We start from the raw sequence: 15220 nt of genomic DNA, 5'->3' as shown, positions 1-15220 counted from the left end.
TCCCGCCCTGGTCGCGCTCGTGGTCAGTCGAGGGTCTTGAGCCAGTTGCCCAGCAGCACGGCGCCGGCGTCGCCGGACTTCTCCGGGTGGAACTGGGTGGCCATGAGCGGGCCGTTCTCCACGGCGGCCACGAACGGCACGCCGTGCTCGGCCCAGGTGACGAGCGGCTCGGCGAACCCCTCGCCGGCGTGCAGCTCCCATTCGCGCACGCCGTAGGAGTGCACGAAGTAGAAGCGGGTCTCGGGGTCGAGCCCGGCGAACAGCACGCTCCCTGCGGGCGCCTTGACGGTGTTCCAGCCCATGTGGGGCAGCACGGGGGCGTCCAGCCGCTCGACCGTGCCGGGCCACTCGCCGCAGCCCTCGCTCTCCACGCCGTGCTCGACGCCGCGGGCGAACAGGATCTGCATGCCGACGCAGATGCCCAGCACCGGCCGGCCGCCGGCCAGCCGCCGCCCGACGATCTGCTCGCCGCGCACCGCCCTCAGCCCGGTCATGCACGCGGCGAACGCGCCCACGCCGGGCACCACCAGCCCGTCGGCCTCGACCGCCGCGTCGAAGTCGGCGGTCACGGTCACCTCCGCGCCGGCCCTGGCGAGGGCCCGCTCGGCCGAGCGCAGGTTGCCCGAGCCGTAGTCGAGGACGACGACGTTCTTCTTCACCACCACAACACCCCCGCCGTGACCGCCATGACCGCGCCCACGGCGCAGACGGCGGCTCCGATCTTGAGCCCTTGCTTGAACAGGGAGAACACGCCGCCGGCGAGGAACAGCCCGACGAAGACCAGCACGACGGCGATGGCGTTGCCCGTCACAGCACGCCCTTGGTGCTGGGCACCCCCGTCGCACGCGGGTCGGGCTCGGACGCCTCGCGCAGCGCCCGCGCCAGCGCCTTGAACTGGGCCTCGACGATGTGGTGGGCGTTGCGGCCGTAGGGGACGTGCACGTGCAGGCAGATCGCGGCCTGGGCGACCAGGGACTCCAGGATGTGGCGGGTCATCGTGGTGTCGTAGTCGTGGCCGATCATCGGCGCCATGCCCTCGGGCTCGGTGTGCACGAGGTAGGGGCGGCCGGACAGGTCGACGGTGACCTGGGCGAGGGACTCGTCCAGCGGGCACGACGCGCTGCCGAACCGCCTGATGCCCGACTTGTCGCCCAGCGCCTCGCGGAACGCGGCGCCCAGCGCGAGCGCGGTGTCCTCGATCGTGTGGTGGGAGTCGATGTGCAGGTCGCCCTCGGTCTTGACCGTCAGGTCGAACAACCCGTGCTTGCCGAGCTGGGCCAGCATGTGGTCGAAGAAGCCGACCCCGGTGGCGACCTCCACCCGGCCGGTGCCGTCGAGGCCGACCTCCACCAGGACCGAGGTCTCCTTCGTGACGCGCTCGACGCGGCCTACGCGGCTCACAGGACTCCTTCCAGGGCGGCGCGGAAGGCCGCCATCTCCTCGCCGGTGCCGATCGACACCCGCAGCCATTCGGGCGGGCCCACCTCGCGGATGAGCACGCCCCGCTCCAGCAGCCCCTCCCAGACCGCGCGCCGGTCGGGGAAGCGGCCGAACAACACGAAGTTCGCGTCGGAGTCGGCGACCCGCAGCCCCTTGGCGCGCAGCCAGGCCACCGTGTCGTCGCGCTCGCGGCGCAGCGCGTCGACCGTGCCGAGCAGCTCCGCGCGGTGGCGCAGCGCCACCCGCGCCGCCGCCTGGGTGAGCGTCGACAGATGGTACGGCAGCCGCACCAGCAGCAGCGCCTCGATCACCGCCGGGTGCGCGGCGAGGTAGCCGAGACGGGTGCCGGCCATGGCGAACGCCTTGGACATCGTCCGGGTGACGATCAGCCGCGGGTGCTCGGGCAGCAGCGTCAGCGCCGACGGCGTGCCCTCGCGGGCGAACTCGAAGTAGGCCTCGTCCACCACGACCATGCCCGGCGCCGCCTCGACCACGGCCTCGATGACGGGCAGCGGCTGCGCGGTGCCGGTCGGGTTGTTGGGCGAGGTCAGGAAGACGACGTCGGGGCGGTGCTCCTCGATCGCCGCGACCGCCTTGCCGGGGTCGAGGGAGAAGTCGTCCTCGCGGCTGGCCCTGATCCACTCGGTGCTGGTGCCGCCGGTGATGATCGGGTGCATCGAGTAGGAGGGCTCGAACCCGATCGCCGTGCGGCCGGGGCCGCCGAACGCCTGGAGGATCTGCTGGAGCACCTCGTTGGAGCCGTTGGCCGCCCACACCTGCTCGGTGGAGAGCCCGTGGCCGAGGTAGCCGGCGAGGTCGGCGCGCAGGGCGAGCGCGTCGCGGTCGGGGTAGCGGTTGAGCTCGCCCGCCTGGCCGCGCACCTCCTCGGCGAGGTCGGCGACCAGCTCGGGCGAGGGCGGGTAGGGGTTCTCGTTGGTGTTGAGCCGGACCGGGACGTCGATCTGGGGAGCGCCGTAGGGCGACATGCCCCTGAGGTCGTCGCGGATGGGCAGGTCGGCGAGCGTCACGTCGCCGGGCTTCTGGTCGGGGTTCACTCGGTCGTCTCCGTGGTGGGCACGGCGGTGGGCTCTGCGGTGGGCACGCGCCAGTCGAAGCGGGCGCGGACGGCGGCGCCGTGGGCGGGCAGGTCCTCGGCGTCGGCCAGGACCGTGACGTGCGCGGCGGAGCTTGCCAGCGCGTCGCGGGTGTAGTCGACGACGTGGATGCCGCGCAGGAACGACTGCACCGACAGGCCGCTGGAGTGGCAGGCGCAGCCTCCCGTGGGCAGCACGTGGTTGGAGCCGGCGAGGTAGTCGCCGAGCGAGACCGGCGCGTACGTGCCCACGAAGATCGCGCCCGCGTTGCGCACCCGCGCCGCCACGGCGGCGGCGTCGGCGGTGTGGATCTCCAGGTGCTCGGCGGCGTAGGCGTCGACGACCTTGAGTCCGTCGTCGAGGTCGCTCACCAGCACGATGCCGGACTGCCGGCCGCTCAGCGCCTCGGCTATGCGCGCCGAGTGGCGGGTGGCCGAGACCTGGCCGGGCAGCTCCTTCTCCACGGCGTCGGCAAGCTCTGGGCTGGTGGTGACGAGCACGGCGGCGGCGATCGTGTCGTGCTCGGCCTGGCTGATCAGGTCGGCGGCGACGTGCACCGGGTCGGCGGTGTCGTCGGCGAGGATCGCGATCTCGGTCGGCCCGGCCTCGGAGTCGATGCCGATGCGGCCCTTCAGCAGGCGCTTGGCGGCGGCGACGTAGATGTTGCCCGGCCCGGTCACCAGGGTGGCCGGGGCGCACTCCTCGGTGCCGTAGGCGAACATGGCCACGGCCTGGGCGCCGCCCACGTTGTAGACCTCCTCGACGCCGAGCAGGGCGCAGGCGGCGAGGATCGTGGGGTGCGGCAGCCCGCCGAACTCCTTCTGGGCCGGGCTGGTGACGGCCAGCGAGGGGACGCCCGCCTCCTGGGCGGGGACGACGTTCATGACCACGCTGGAGGGGTAGACCGCGCGGCCGCCGGGGACGTAGAGGCCCACCCGGTCGACCGGGACCCACCGCTCGGTGACCGTGCCGCCGGGCACCACCTGGGTGGTGACGTCGGCGCGCCGCTGGTCGCGGTGGACCAGCCGGGTGCGCCGGATCGACTCCTCCAGCGCCGCGCGCACCCGCGGGTCGAGCTCGGCGAGCGCGCGCTCGATGGCCTCGGCGGGGACGCGGGTGGTGGCGATCTCCACGCCGTCGAACCTGGCGGTCAGCTCCCGTACGGCTGCCACGCCGCGATGGCGCACGTCGTCGCAGATGGGCCGCACCTTCTCCAGGGCGGCCTCGACGTCGAGCTCGGCGCGGGGCAGCACGTCACGCAGGTTCGCCGGGAGGGAACCGCGCATGTCAATACGGGAAATCACCCCCACAGTCTACGGAGTCCGGGCCCCGAATCTCGTTCTGTCCACACTGCGGGACAGGCGGACGGACCGGGGCGTCCGGCGGCGCCGGCTTCCGGTGCGGGGCGCACGACGGCCGCGTGGCGGCACTCGCCTGTACCGCCACGCGGCCGTCGCCGCCCCGGACCGGGCCTGCCGGGGCGTTCCGCCGTGGCCGCCACGGGGGCGCGGCCACGACTCCGGAGGAAGTTCGGGTTGTGCCGTGCCCGGGGTGAAGAGCGTTTAACGTCCGGGACCGAACTACTTTCTGCTCTTCAAGCTCACCCCAAGTCATCTTTACCGCTAGAGCGGCCCGTTTCGGGCGAGTCCGGAAACATGACGGTCGCTTTTTTATTACATGTCCATTATGTCCAGTCGCATACCCTTGCCGCATGGGACAGTGGCGCGGGCCGGACGGCATCCTGGTGGAGGCGATCATTCTCGACGACCGCCCCCTCCTCCGCGTCACCCACAACATCGGCGGCCGTACGTACCTGCGCGGCTACTGCCACAACGTCACCGAGCTGCACCGCCACGGCGTCGACCTGGCCGAGCTCGTCGAGGACGGGCCGCTTGACCATCCGGAGACCCCTCGCCACCCTTGACGATCAAGCGGACGGGGTAATGCACGCACCATGGTGCGGCTGCCGGCCTACGCGCCGATGCTCGCCCAGCTCGGCGCCCTGACCTCCGTCCAGGGCGAGGACTGGGCCGTCGAGATGAAATGGGACGGCGTGCGCGCCCTCGCCTACGTGGAGGGCGGCGCCGTCCGCCTGATGTCACGCAACGGCAAGGACATCACCCCCGCCTACCCCGAGCTCCAGCTCATGGCCGGCGCCACCGACCGCCGCGCCGCCGTGATCGACGGCGAGATCGTCGCCTTCGACGAGGCCGGCCGCCCCAGCTTCGGCGCGCTCCAGCCGCGCATGCACCAGCGCAACCCGGTCGCCGTCGCCGAGCTGGCGAGGGCCGTGCCGGTGACGTTCATGGCCTTCGACATCCTGCACCTGGACGAGACGCCCACCGTCGGCCTGCCCTACAGCGAGCGGCGGCGGCTGCTTGAAAGCGTGCTCACGCCGGGGTTCCGGTGGCAGGTGCCCGTCTCGTTCCCCGACCACGCCGAGCGCGCGCTCGACTCCTCCCGCCGGCTCGGGCTCGAAGGGGTGGTGTGCAAGCGGCTGAACTCGCCGTACCGGCCGGGCCGGCGCAGCGCGGAATGGACCAAGATCAAGAACGTCAGCGCCGTCGAGGTCGTCATCGGCGGCTGGCGGCCCGGCGGCGGCCGGCGCTCCGGCACGATCGGCTCGCTGCTGCTCGGCGCGCACGACGAACGCGGCCGGCTGCGTTACGTCGGCCACGTCGGCACCGGCTTCACCCAGGCCATGCTCGCCGACCTGCACGAGCGGCTGGCCCCGTTGGAGCGGCCCGCGTCGCCGTTCGCCGAGCCCGTGCCGCGCGAGCACGCCCGCGACGCCCGCTGGACCGAGCCCGTCCTGGTCGGCGAGGTCCAGTACGCCGAGGTCACCGGCGACGGGCTGCTGCGCCACCCGTCCTGGCGCGGCCTGCGCCCCGACCGCTCCCCCGCCGACGCGGTCACCTCCGAGCTCCTTCCGCGCCGCGGCGACGCCGCCGGCTGACCCGGGCCGGACCGATCACGACACGACCCCCATGACTACGGTTCGTCCCGATCTCGTGACTTAAAGTGACCGAGAGGATTTGCTCCGTATCGACGCCCAGGGGGACACCGTGGCGAGAACGCTGGTCAGCACACTGGTCACGGCACTGGCCGCGCTGGGCGGCCTCGCCACGACCACCTCACTGGAGAGCAGCGCGGCAACGCGGGCGCTGGGCGGGGCGGAGGCGTCCCCCCTCATGCGCCCCCGCCAGGCCATCCGCTACTGGACGCCCGCCAGGCAGGCCGGGGCCGGCGCCGCCGAGCTGCCCGCCACCCGGCCGTCCCTGGTCCCCGCCTCCGCCCGCCGCCTGCTCAGCGTCCCCGACGACCAGCGCATCACCCCCGGCGGCGACGACAACGGCTACGCCCCCGTCCGCCGGCCCTACACCGGGGCCGCGCGCAGCCGCGTCACCGGCCGGCTGTTCTTCGTCAACGCCGCCGGGCAGGGCGACTCCTGCAGCGCGAGCGTCGTCCGCTCGGCGTCCGGGCTGCTCGTCGTGACCGCCGCCCACTGCGTCTACAGCGTCCCCGAAGGGGCCGAACACGGCCAATGGCACACGAACTTCGCCTTCGTCCCCGCCTACGACGGGCGCGCCACCGGCGAGCGGCAGCGCGAGCCGTACGGGCGCTGGGGCGGGCGCCGCGCCTGGAAACCCGGCGCCTACACCGGCCTGGCCGGCGGCGACTGGAACTCCGTCTACGACGTCGCGCTCATCGAGGTCGGCCGGCGCGAGCGCACCCTCCAGGACGCCGTCGGCGCCCTCACCCCCCTGCGCAGCCAGGGCGGGCGGCACACCGTCATCTCCACCGGCTACCCCGGCGTCCTCGGCAGGAAGCCCTACGACGGCAGGGACCAGCTCTGGTGCCTGGCCCGCACCCAGCCGGCCCGCGCGCTCGCCGCCGTCAACGCCGCCGTCTCCTCCAGCGCCACCGAACTGGTGGGCAAGCTGGAGACGTACAACTGCCACCTGTCCAAGGGCCACAGCGGCGGCCCCTGGGTGGTCCAGGGCACCCGCGACCTCGTCGGCGTGCTGTCGGCCGGCACCGAGGACGGCGAGGCCGACGGCTACTCCGTCGCCAACGCGCTCAACGTCGAGAGCTACGGCGCCATCGTCAAGAAGGCCGACCCGCGCGGCGTCTACGACGCCCTGTCCGTCGCCGCCACCGGCCCCAACGGCCCGGTGCGCCGCGGCCGGACCGCCACCGTCACCGCCACCGTCACCATGCGCGGCCTCCTGGCCGCCGCCCAGGTGCCGGTCACCCTCCGCGTCCCCGACGGCGCCGCGCTCACCGCCGTCACCGGCGCCGCCTGCGCCCGCACCGCCCAGCAGGCCGCCTGCGCGATCGACGCCGTACGCCCCGGCCACCCGGTCCGGCTCACCGCCCGCGTACGCCTCACCGCCGGCGCGCCGCGCCAGGTGCCGGTCACCGCGCACGTCACCGCCACCGCCCTCGACCCCTCACAGCGCGACAACACCGCGGTGGCCCGCATCCCGGTTCAGGACTGAGGCACCGGCTCCCGCAGCGTGCGCGCCAGCAGCCACGCCAGGACAGGGAACACCACCAGGCAGCCCAGCGCCACCCGCAGCGACGACGCCTCCGCGACCGCGCCCACCAGCGGGCTGGTCAGCCCGCCCACGCTCACCGCGAGCCCCAGGGTCACGCCGCCCGCCGTGCCCACCCGGTTCGGCAGGAGATCCTGGCCCAGCGTGACGTGCAGGGAGAACGGGACGTACAGGGCGATCGAGGAGGCGGCCACGAAGACGTACGCGGCCGGCCCCGGCGCGAGCACCACGCCCGCGACCGCCGGGGCCGCCGCCGCGTACGCCAGCCGCATCGTCCGCACCCGCCCCCAGCGGGCCGCCAGCCGCCCGCCCAGCACCGTCCCGGCCGCCCCGCCCGCGAACAGCACGAACAGCGCCACGGCCCCGGCCGCGCCGCCGCCCATGTACAGGGCGACGAACGTGCTCAGGCCCACGTACACCACCGATCGGAACACGATCACCAGCGTCAGCCGCGCGAACGACCGCCAGTCGTCCCGCCCGCGCACGGCCCGGGTCCCCTCCCGCCGTGACCCGCCACCGCCGCCCGTCAGCGCCAGCACCGCGGGCAGCGTCACCAGCGCACCCGCCACCGCGGGCACCGCCAGCAGCGGCGAGGCCCCCAGTCCCCACCCCGCCAGCAACGGGGTCACCAGCACCGGAGCCGCGGCGAACCCCAGCGTCCCGCCCAGCGAGAACCAGCTCATCCGCACATGACTGCCCGCGCTCGCGATCCGCGCCAGCCGCGCCGACTCCGGATGGTAGGCCGCCACCCCCAGCCCGGACAGCGCCACCGCCAGGCAGGTCAGGGCGTACGAGCCGGCCACCCCGCCCACCGCCACCCCAGCCCCGGCCGCCACCATGCTCACGGGGATCAGCCACGGCATCCGCCACCGGTCCGTCAGCAGCCCGAACACCGGCTGCACGACCGACGACAGCAACGTCGCCGCCAGCACCACCCCCGAGACCGCGACGTAGCCGTAGCCGCGCTCGGCCACCAGGAAGGGCACCAGGGCGGGCACCGCGCCCTGGTAGAGATCGACGGCCGCGTGCCCGGCGGCCAGCATGGGGACCCTGTTCACGCCTCCGATCGTCGCCCGCGCCGCCGGTGGCCTGCTTCCGATAAAGTGCCAACTCATGTCGGAGATCCGCCACCTCGCCGAGGCGCCCACCGGACGGCGCCCGCTCGCGCCCGGCGGCGGCATCGACGCCCACCGCCACGACACCCACCAGATCGTGTACGCCTGCCGCGGCGTCCTGTCCGTCACCACCGGCGCCGGCGTCTGGGTCGCGCCCGCCAACCGCGCGATCTGGGTGCCCGCAGGCACCGTCCACGAGCACCGGGCGCACGGCGACACCGACCTGCGCCTCATCGGACTCACCGGCAACCCGCTCGCCCTCGACCGCCCCGCCGTGCTCGCCGTCGATCCCCTGCTCCGCGAGCTGATCATCGCTTACACCGGCGAGCCGGGCGACCTCGGGGACGGCGAGCGGGGACGGTTGCTGGGGGTGCTGCTGGACCGGTTGCGGCGGGCGCCCGAGCAGGCGTTCCACCTGCCCGCGCCGGCCGACCCCCGTCTCGCCGCCGTCTGCGCCGCGCTGGAGCGCGACCCCGCCGACCGCAGGACACTGGGCGAGCTGGCCGCCGGGGCGGGCGCGAGCGAGCGCACCCTGGCCCGGCTGTTCAGGAACGAGCTCGGCATGAGCTTCCCCCAGTGGCGCACCCAGCTCCGCCTGCACCACGCGCTCCTGCTGCTGGCCGACGGCCTGCCGGTGACCGCGGTCGCGCACCGCTGCGGGTGGGCGTCGGCGAGCGCGTTCATCGACGTGTTCCGGCGCGCCCTGGGGTACACCCCCGGCCGGGCCTTTACGTTGTAGATTCGCTACAATCGCTCTTTGTGAGCAAAGCGAAAGGCAAAGGCGGCACGCCGGCGACGATGGCCCTGACCAGGGCCAAGGCCGACTTCACGCTCCACCCGTACGACCACGACCCCTCCGCCCAGGCCTACGGCGAGGAGGCCGCCGACGCGCTCGGCCTCCCGTACGAGCGCATCTTCAAGACCCTCGTCGCCGAGACCGAGAGCGGCCTCGCGGTGGCCGTGGTGCCGGTGGCCGGCAAGCTCGACCTCAAGGCGCTCGCCCACGCGCTGGGCGGCAAGCGGGCCGCCATGGCCGACGCGGCCAGGGTCGAGCGGGTGACCGGCTACGTCGTGGGCGGCATCAGCCCGCTCGGCCAGCGCAAGCAGCTCCCGACCGTGGTCGACTCCTCCGCGCTCGACTTCCCGACGATCTACTTCTCCGCCGGGAGGCGCGGCCTCCAGATCGAGACCGCGCCCGACAACCTCATCACGCTCACCCGCGCCGTAACGGCCCCCATAGGCAAGACCGGCTGATCAGTGCCGGTGGCGGCGGGGCCAGGGGCGCCGCTCCCAGCCGTCGAGCGGCGCGCGGGGCGGCCACTCCAGTGACGGCACGCCCGGCGTCTGGCCGAGCAGCCACTGGAAGAGCCTGCGGTGCCGGCGGAAGGCCCGGTCGCCGTGCCGCTTCTTCCGCTTCTCCTCCTCGGCCAGCGCCTCCTTGAGCCCGGGAGTGTTGCCGCCGCCGAAGCGGCTCATGTCCGGCGGATGGAACCGCCGGGGCTCGACCGCCCGCAGCGCCGGCTCCATCGACTCCACCCAGATCGGCCCGGGCAGCGACGCGCCCTGCACCGAGCCGTAGTAGTCGTCGCCGATCTGCACGTCCCGCAGCGGGTAGCGGTAGGAGCCCCGGATGTCGCCGACGCTCACCGCGGCCGCGAGCTGCGGCGTGTAGCCGGCGAACCAGGCCGAGGTGTAGCCGTTGTTCGTGCCGGTCTTGCCGGCGGCCGGGCGGCCGATGCTCTGCCCCTTCATGGTGCCCTTGTCGAAGACGCCTTCGAGCACGTGGTTGACCGCGTCCGCGACCGGCCGCTCGATGGCCTGCTCGCAGGCGGGCGGCACGTGGGTGCGCCGCCCGTCCCTGCCGACGATCTCGACGATGGCGAGCGGCCGGCAGTAGGTCCCGCGGGCGGCGAACGCCGCGAACGCCGCCGCCACCGTCACCGGGTCCATCTCGTTGATGCCCAGCGTGAACGTCGGCACCTCGCGCAGCGGCGTCCCGTCGGCCCTGGCGATGCCGAGCGCCTTGGCGGTCTTGACCACGTTGCACAGCCCGACCTTGCGCTCCAGCATCATGTAGAAGATGTTCACCGACTTCCAGGTGCCGGTCTCGATGCTGTGCGGGCCGCCCTCGCCCTCGCCGCTGGCGTTGAGCACGCGGGTGCCGGGGTCGTTGACCGGCCGGCCCTCGCAGTTGCGGTAGCCGGCGGCGGGCACCAGCGCCCCGGGCGTCTGGAAGCCGTCACCGAACCTCCACCCCTGCCGCAGCGCCGTGGCCAGGGTGAACACCTTGAACGTCGAGCCCGCCTGGAAGCCCTGGCCGCCGCCGTGGGCGACGTCGGCGACCAGGTTGAAGGTGGTCCTGGAGCCGTTCTTGCGGTTGCCGGGGTTGCGGCCGAAGCGTTTGCTGGCCGCCATCGCGCGGATCCGGCCGGTGCCCGGCTCGACCATGGCCTCGGCGGCCACCTCGGTGTCCTCGGGATGGACATGGCGGCGGATGGCGCGCTCGGCGGCGCGCTGCGCGATCGGGTCGAGGCTGGTCCTGATCGTCAGGCCGCCCCGCGCCATCCTGGCCCGGCGGATCGACGGGGTGTTGCCGAAGACGGGGTTCGACAGCAGCTCGCGCTGGACGTACAGGCAGTAGAACGGATACTCGCTCTGCTCGCAGCCGCCGGGCTCGGGCCGCAGGTTGATGCCGAGCGGCGCGCTCTTGGCCGCCGTCGCCTCCTGCTGGCTGATGATCTTCAGCCCGGCCATGCGGTCCAGCACGAGGTCGCGCCGGGCCCGCAGCCGGGTGCGGTGCGCCGCGCCGAGCGAGGGATCGGTCGAGTACGGCATCCGCACCGCCCCCGCCAGCGTGGCCGCCTGGGTCAGCGTCAGCCGGGCGGCCGAGGTCGAGAAGAAGCGGCGGGCCGCCGCCTCCACGCCGTACGCCCCGGCGCCGAAGTAAGCGATGTTGAGGTAGCGCTCCAGGATCTCGTCCTTGCGGTACTTGCGCTCCAGCGCCATCGCGAGCCGCAGCTCGGTGATCTTGCGGGCCAGGTTGGGCGCGCGGGCCCGGTCGCGTTCCTCGTCGGTACGCGCGCTCTCCACCAGGATGTTCTTGACGAGCTGCTGCGTCAGCGACGAGCCGCCCTGGCGGATGCCGCCCGCCTGGGTGTTGGTCAGCAGCGCCCGCAGGGTGCCGCGCACGTCGAGGCCGCCGTGCTCGTAGAAGCGGGCGTCCTCGATGGCCACGATGGCCTTGCGCATGACGGGCGAGACCGACGCCAGCGGCACGGCCGTCCTGTTGGCCTCGTAGAACTGGGCGAACGGCCGGCCGTCCCGGTCCAGCAGCCTGGTCACCTGCGCCAGCGGCTCCTCGCGGGGCGCCGCCGGCAGCTGGACGAAGGTGTCGGCGACGTTCTTGGCCGCCAGGCCGCCCCCGCTCACCACGGGCGCGGCCAGCGCCGCCGCCAGCACGCCGCCCAGCGCACCGGCCAGGGCGAGCGTTCCGGCGGTCCTGAGTACGGTCACTCAAACGATGTGCAACCGGACGATCACCGGCAAACGCCCGGGCCCTGCGTCTTTACCGTTGCCTGCGAATGTTCAGACCGAGCGAGGCGAACTGCTCGAACGGCCGGTGGTACCCGCGCTCGATGTGGTGCACCCCGCGCAGTGTGGACGGACCGTCGGCCACCGCCGCCGCCAGCACCGCCGAGAACCCGGCCCGGATGTCGGGCAGCGTCACGTCGGCGCCCTTGAGCTTCGACACGCCGCGCACGACCGCCGAGTGGCGGGCGTTGGTGTCGTGGTAGCGGCAGGCCGGGCCGCCGAGGCACTGGTCGAAGACCTCGATCTCACAGCCCATCTTCTGCAGCGCGGGCACGTACACCAGGCGGTTCTCGAAGACCGTCTCGTGCAGCACCGACATGCCCTGGCTCTGCGTGAACAGCACCATGAGCGGCGTCTGCCAGTCGGTCATGAACCCCGGATGGGTGTCGGTCTGCACGGCCGCCGCGCGCAGCCCCTCCGGCGGCGCGGTGGCGCACAGGTACTGGTCGTTGATCTCGAAGTGCGCGCCCATCCTGGCCAGCGTGGTGATGGCGGTAACCAGGCGGTCCTGCGGGCAGCCGTGCACCCGCACCTCTCCCCCGGTCACCAGGCCGGCCGCCAGGTACGAGAACGCCTCGATGCGGTCGCCGGTCAGCCAGGTGGAGGCGCCGCGCAGCCGTTCGACGCCCTCGATGACGATCCTGCGGTCGGGCGACAGCTCGATCCGCGCCCCCATCCGCTGCAGGAACAGCGCCAGCTCCACCACCTCGGGCTCCATGGCGGCGTTCTTCAGCACCGTCTTGCCCTCGGCCAGCACCGCCGACATCAGCACCGTCTCGGTCGCGCCCACGCTCGGGTACGGCAGCTCGATCCGGGTGCCGTGCAGCCGTCCCGCCTTGGCGTAGATGCCGGTGTCGCCCACCTCCACCTCGGCGCCCATCGAGCGCAGCGCCTCCACGTGGAAGTTCACCGGCCGCCGCCCGATGGGGTCGCCGCCGACCAGCGGCACGAACGCCTCCCCCGCCAGGTGCAGCAGCGGGCCGAGCATGAGGATCGGGATGCGGTTGAGCCCGGTGAACGCGTCGGGCACCCGTGGCTCGATGTGCGCCCCCGGCTCGATCCTGATCTCCGGCCCGTCGATCCGCACGTGGATGCCGAGCGCCTCCAGCATCGCGGCCGTGATGCCGACCTCGCCCACCTCGGGGGCGTTGTGGATGCTGCTCTCGCCGGTGCCCAGCATGGCGGCGACCATGTGCTTGGAGACGCCGTTCTTGGAACCGCGCACCTCGACGTCCCCCCGGAGCGGGCCGGAGGGCTCAATCAGCCAGACCTCTTCTGCAATCACGGAGCGAGCCTAGCCGGGGGATACCATCGAGTGATTCGGACGGAGATATCAGGGAGCGTGGAGTGTCGAGGGAAGTACGCGCCTTCGCGGTAACTGTCCTCGCACTCGCCACACTCGGGATCGGCGCCGGGCTGCTCTGGTCCGCCGTGTCGCCGCGCGCCCCCTACCAGGTCACCGAGCGCGGGCTCGTGCTGGCCGACCTGTCCACGCAGGCGCTCATCGCGGCCGACGGCTGGTACGCGGTGATCACCGGCGGGCTCGGGCTGCTCTGCGGCGCGGCCGGCTGGTTCGCGGGGCGGCGGTGGATGCTGGGCGTGCTGGCCGGGCTCGGCGTGGGCGGGAGCGCGGGGGCGGCGCTCACGTACTGGGTGGGCTCGACGTTCACGATCGGGGCCGTCACGGTGGAGGCGGCGGCCGTGCCCGGGGTGAAGATCGTTCCCGGGGCGCTGGCGCTGACCGCGAACGGCGTCGCCGTGGCCTGGCCGCTGCTCGCGGTGGGGTTGTTCGGGCTGCTGGAGGGCATGCACGGCTACCGCGAGTCGCCGCTGCGGCAGCCGTACGGCGAGGGCCCTCTCAGCGGCCCCACGGGCGGGTACCTCGGCGGGCCCGCAGACGGGCCCCTCGGCGGGCCCGCAGAACGGCCTCCCGGCGGGCCCGCAGAACGGCCTCTCGACGGGCCTCCCGGCGGCGGGGACGGCCCCGTCCGCGGCTAGAGCCGTCTCGGACGACCCGCCCGCCCGCCACCGCTTCGAACGGCTCGAACGGGTCGAACGGGTCAGCCGTCCCGCGTCCAGGCCCGCAGCTTCTCCGGATTGCGCACCGCCCAGATCCGGGTGACGCGACCGCCGTCGATCTCGAACGACGCCACCGTCCCGACCACGCCCGCCTGCCGCGCCACCAGGCCGGGCGTTCCGTTGACCGTCCGCTCCAGGAGTTCGAGCCCCTGGGCCAGGTCGGCGATGGCGACCATGTAGCGGGCGATCTCCGCGCCGCCCTCGACCGGATGCAGGACGCTGCTGACCAGGCCGCCGCCGTCGGCGGTCAGCACGGCGGCCGGGTCGAGGAGGTCGACGAGGGCCGCGATGTCCCTGGCCTGCCAGGCCTCCTTGACCCGCCGTACGGTGAGGGCCCGCTCGGCCACCGGCCCCGGCGTCCGCGCCAGGCGGGCCCGCCGCCGGGCGGAGGAGGCGAGCTGCTTGCAGGCCGCGGGGCTGCGGCCGAGTACGCCGGCGATCTCGGCGAACGGATAGCGGAAGACGTCGTGCAGGACGAACGCCACCCGCTCCGCGGGCGTCATCGACTCCAGGACGACGAGGAAGGCCGTGGTCACCGACTCGTCCATCACCAGCAGGTCGGCGGGGTCGGCGCCGGACCCCTCCCCCGCGCGGTCCGGCAGCGGCTCGGGCAGCCACGCGCCGACGTACCGTTCGCGCCGGGCCCGCGCCGAGCCGAGCACGTCCAGGCAGATGCGGCCGGTCACGGTCGTCAGCCAGGCGCCGGGGGACACGACCTCGTCGCGCCGGTCGCGCGGCAGCGCGTACCAGCGCGCGTAGGCCTCCTGCACGGCGTCCTCGGCCTCCGACAGCGAGCCGAGCAGCCGGTAGGCGACGTTGATCAGCGGGCCCCGCTCACCGGCGAGCTCGCCGGCCCCCGTCACAGCCGTCCCCATGGTCTCCGGCAGCCTCCTCGCCTTACCTTTCGCGGGCCCGCGTCGTCGGGCTCATGAGACCTTATCGACCTACCGCCCCGGGGCGGGAAAGGGGACCATGACATGGCCACCCAGGCGACGGCACAGGACCGTCTCTCGTTTCTGCGGATCGCGATCGCCCTGCAGACCTTGACCATCTTCCTGCAGGCGATCTCCGCCGGACTGCTGCTGACCACCTCCTACGGGGAGACGCTGCACAGCATCGGCGCCCGCGTGATGTGGGGGGCGGCGCTGCTGTACGTGATCGCGGCGGTGCTGGCGTGGAAGCCGGGCGGCGGCTCCCCCCGGCCCATCGGGCAGGCGGCCGTCTTCCTCGTCCTCGCCTCGGCCCAGGTCGCGCTCGGCATCGCGCACCTCACGGCGGTCCATCTGCCCCTGGGCGTCCTGATGTTCGGCCTGAGCGTGCTGGCGCTGGCGCGGCGCTGACA

16 protein-coding genes are annotated in these 15220 nt (G+C 73.7%); 7 read left to right on the top strand and 9 right to left on the bottom strand.

The window, feature by feature from the left end:
• Positions 1-23 precede the first annotated feature (23 nt).
• From hisH to hisD, 5 genes are all read right to left on the bottom strand, one after another.
• Positions 24-659 carry an imidazole glycerol phosphate synthase subunit HisH gene (hisH, locus tag AC27IY_RS04405; RefSeq protein ID WP_364446248.1) on the bottom strand — a complete coding sequence of 212 codons (636 nt, stop codon included), beginning with the start codon at positions 657-659 and terminating at the stop codon, positions 24-26.
• Positions 656-811 carry a hypothetical protein gene (locus tag AC27IY_RS04400; protein ID WP_177240453.1) on the bottom strand — a complete coding sequence of 52 codons (156 nt, stop codon included), beginning with the start codon at positions 809-811 and terminating at the stop codon, positions 656-658. Before AC27IY_RS04400 ends, hisH begins: the two co-directional genes overlap by 4 nt.
• Positions 808-1401 carry an imidazoleglycerol-phosphate dehydratase HisB gene (gene hisB / locus AC27IY_RS04395; RefSeq protein ID WP_020543824.1) on the bottom strand — a complete coding sequence of 198 codons (594 nt, stop codon included), beginning with the start codon at positions 1399-1401 and terminating at the stop codon, positions 808-810. Before hisB ends, AC27IY_RS04400 begins: the two co-directional genes overlap by 4 nt.
• Positions 1398-2426 carry a histidinol-phosphate transaminase gene (locus AC27IY_RS04390; protein WP_449945414.1) on the bottom strand — a complete coding sequence of 343 codons (1029 nt, stop codon included), beginning with the start codon at positions 2424-2426 and terminating at the stop codon, positions 1398-1400. The genes hisB and AC27IY_RS04390 overlap by 4 nt, the downstream gene beginning before the upstream one ends.
• 65 nt (positions 2427-2491) lie before the next feature.
• A complete protein-coding gene (hisD, locus tag AC27IY_RS04385; protein WP_487177185.1) occupies positions 2492-3838 on the bottom strand; it encodes a histidinol dehydrogenase in 1347 nt (448 codons plus the stop codon).
• A gap of 407 nt (positions 3839-4245) precedes the next feature.
• Here hisD and AC27IY_RS04380 point away from each other — a divergent pair, with 407 nt between their 5' ends.
• The 3 genes from AC27IY_RS04380 to AC27IY_RS04370 all read left to right on the top strand — a co-directional run bounded on the left by AC27IY_RS04380 (position 4246) and on the right by AC27IY_RS04370 (position 7036).
• Positions 4246-4458 (top strand): hypothetical protein, encoded by a 213-nt coding sequence (locus tag AC27IY_RS04380; protein ID WP_344214932.1) that lies wholly within the window; start codon positions 4246-4248, stop codon positions 4456-4458.
• Positions 4459-4488: 30 nt separating this feature from the next.
• Positions 4489-5490, top strand: coding sequence for a non-homologous end-joining DNA ligase (gene ligD / locus AC27IY_RS04375; RefSeq protein WP_487177184.1), 1002 nt, complete (start codon positions 4489-4491; stop codon positions 5488-5490).
• Positions 5491-5599: 109 nt separating this feature from the next.
• Positions 5600-7036, top strand: a complete 1437-nt coding sequence (locus AC27IY_RS04370) for a trypsin-like serine peptidase (protein WP_487177183.1) — start codon at positions 5600-5602, stop codon at positions 7034-7036.
• Here the strand turns inward: AC27IY_RS04370 and AC27IY_RS04365 are convergent.
• On the bottom strand, positions 7027-8151 hold the full coding sequence (locus AC27IY_RS04365; protein WP_487177182.1) for an MFS transporter: 1125 nt from the start codon (positions 8149-8151) through the stop codon (positions 7027-7029). The two genes, AC27IY_RS04370 and AC27IY_RS04365, sit on opposite strands and share 10 nt — an antisense overlap.
• Before the next feature lie 55 nt (positions 8152-8206).
• Between AC27IY_RS04365 and AC27IY_RS04360 the strand changes: the two genes are divergently transcribed.
• Both AC27IY_RS04360 and ybaK read left to right on the top strand, forming a co-directional pair.
• On the top strand, positions 8207-8947 hold the full coding sequence (locus AC27IY_RS04360; protein ID WP_487177181.1) for an AraC family transcriptional regulator: 741 nt from the start codon (positions 8207-8209) through the stop codon (positions 8945-8947).
• A gap of 59 nt (positions 8948-9006) precedes the next feature.
• Positions 9007-9462 (top strand): Cys-tRNA(Pro) deacylase, encoded by a 456-nt coding sequence (gene ybaK / locus AC27IY_RS04355; protein WP_344215070.1) that lies wholly within the window; start codon positions 9007-9009, stop codon positions 9460-9462.
• Here ybaK and AC27IY_RS04350 read toward each other — a convergent pair whose 3' ends face one another.
• Both AC27IY_RS04350 and murA read right to left on the bottom strand, forming a co-directional pair.
• The gene (locus tag AC27IY_RS04350; RefSeq protein ID WP_423452719.1) at positions 9463-11721 is read right to left on the bottom strand and encodes a transglycosylase domain-containing protein; all 2259 of its coding nucleotides are present in this window, start codon (positions 11719-11721) and stop codon (positions 9463-9465) included.
• 52 nt (positions 11722-11773) lie between these two features.
• Positions 11774-13084: a UDP-N-acetylglucosamine 1-carboxyvinyltransferase gene (murA, locus tag AC27IY_RS04345; protein WP_344214920.1), complete on the bottom strand. Its 1311-nt coding sequence runs from the start codon at positions 13082-13084 to the stop codon at positions 11774-11776.
• A 62-nt stretch (positions 13085-13146) separates the two neighbouring features.
• On the opposite strand from murA, the gene AC27IY_RS04340 reads away from it, so the two are divergent.
• Positions 13147-13797, top strand: coding sequence for a hypothetical protein (locus tag AC27IY_RS04340; protein ID WP_487177180.1), 651 nt, complete (start codon positions 13147-13149; stop codon positions 13795-13797).
• Positions 13798-13859: 62 nt separating this feature from the next.
• On the opposite strand, the gene sigJ is transcribed toward AC27IY_RS04340, so the two are convergent.
• Positions 13860-14753: an RNA polymerase sigma factor SigJ gene (gene sigJ, locus AC27IY_RS04335; protein ID WP_487177179.1), complete on the bottom strand. Its 894-nt coding sequence runs from the start codon at positions 14751-14753 to the stop codon at positions 13860-13862.
• Between the two features lie 102 nt (positions 14754-14855).
• Between sigJ and AC27IY_RS04330 the strand changes: the two genes are divergently transcribed.
• Entirely contained in the window at positions 14856-15218 is a 363-nt protein-coding gene (locus AC27IY_RS04330) for a hypothetical protein (protein WP_344214914.1), read from the top strand.
• The last annotated feature ends 2 nt before the right edge of the window (positions 15219-15220 follow it).

The sequence above is a fragment of the Nonomuraea sp. B208 genome (assembly GCF_057536035.1).
This window is presented reverse-complemented; position numbering and strand designations above follow the sequence as displayed.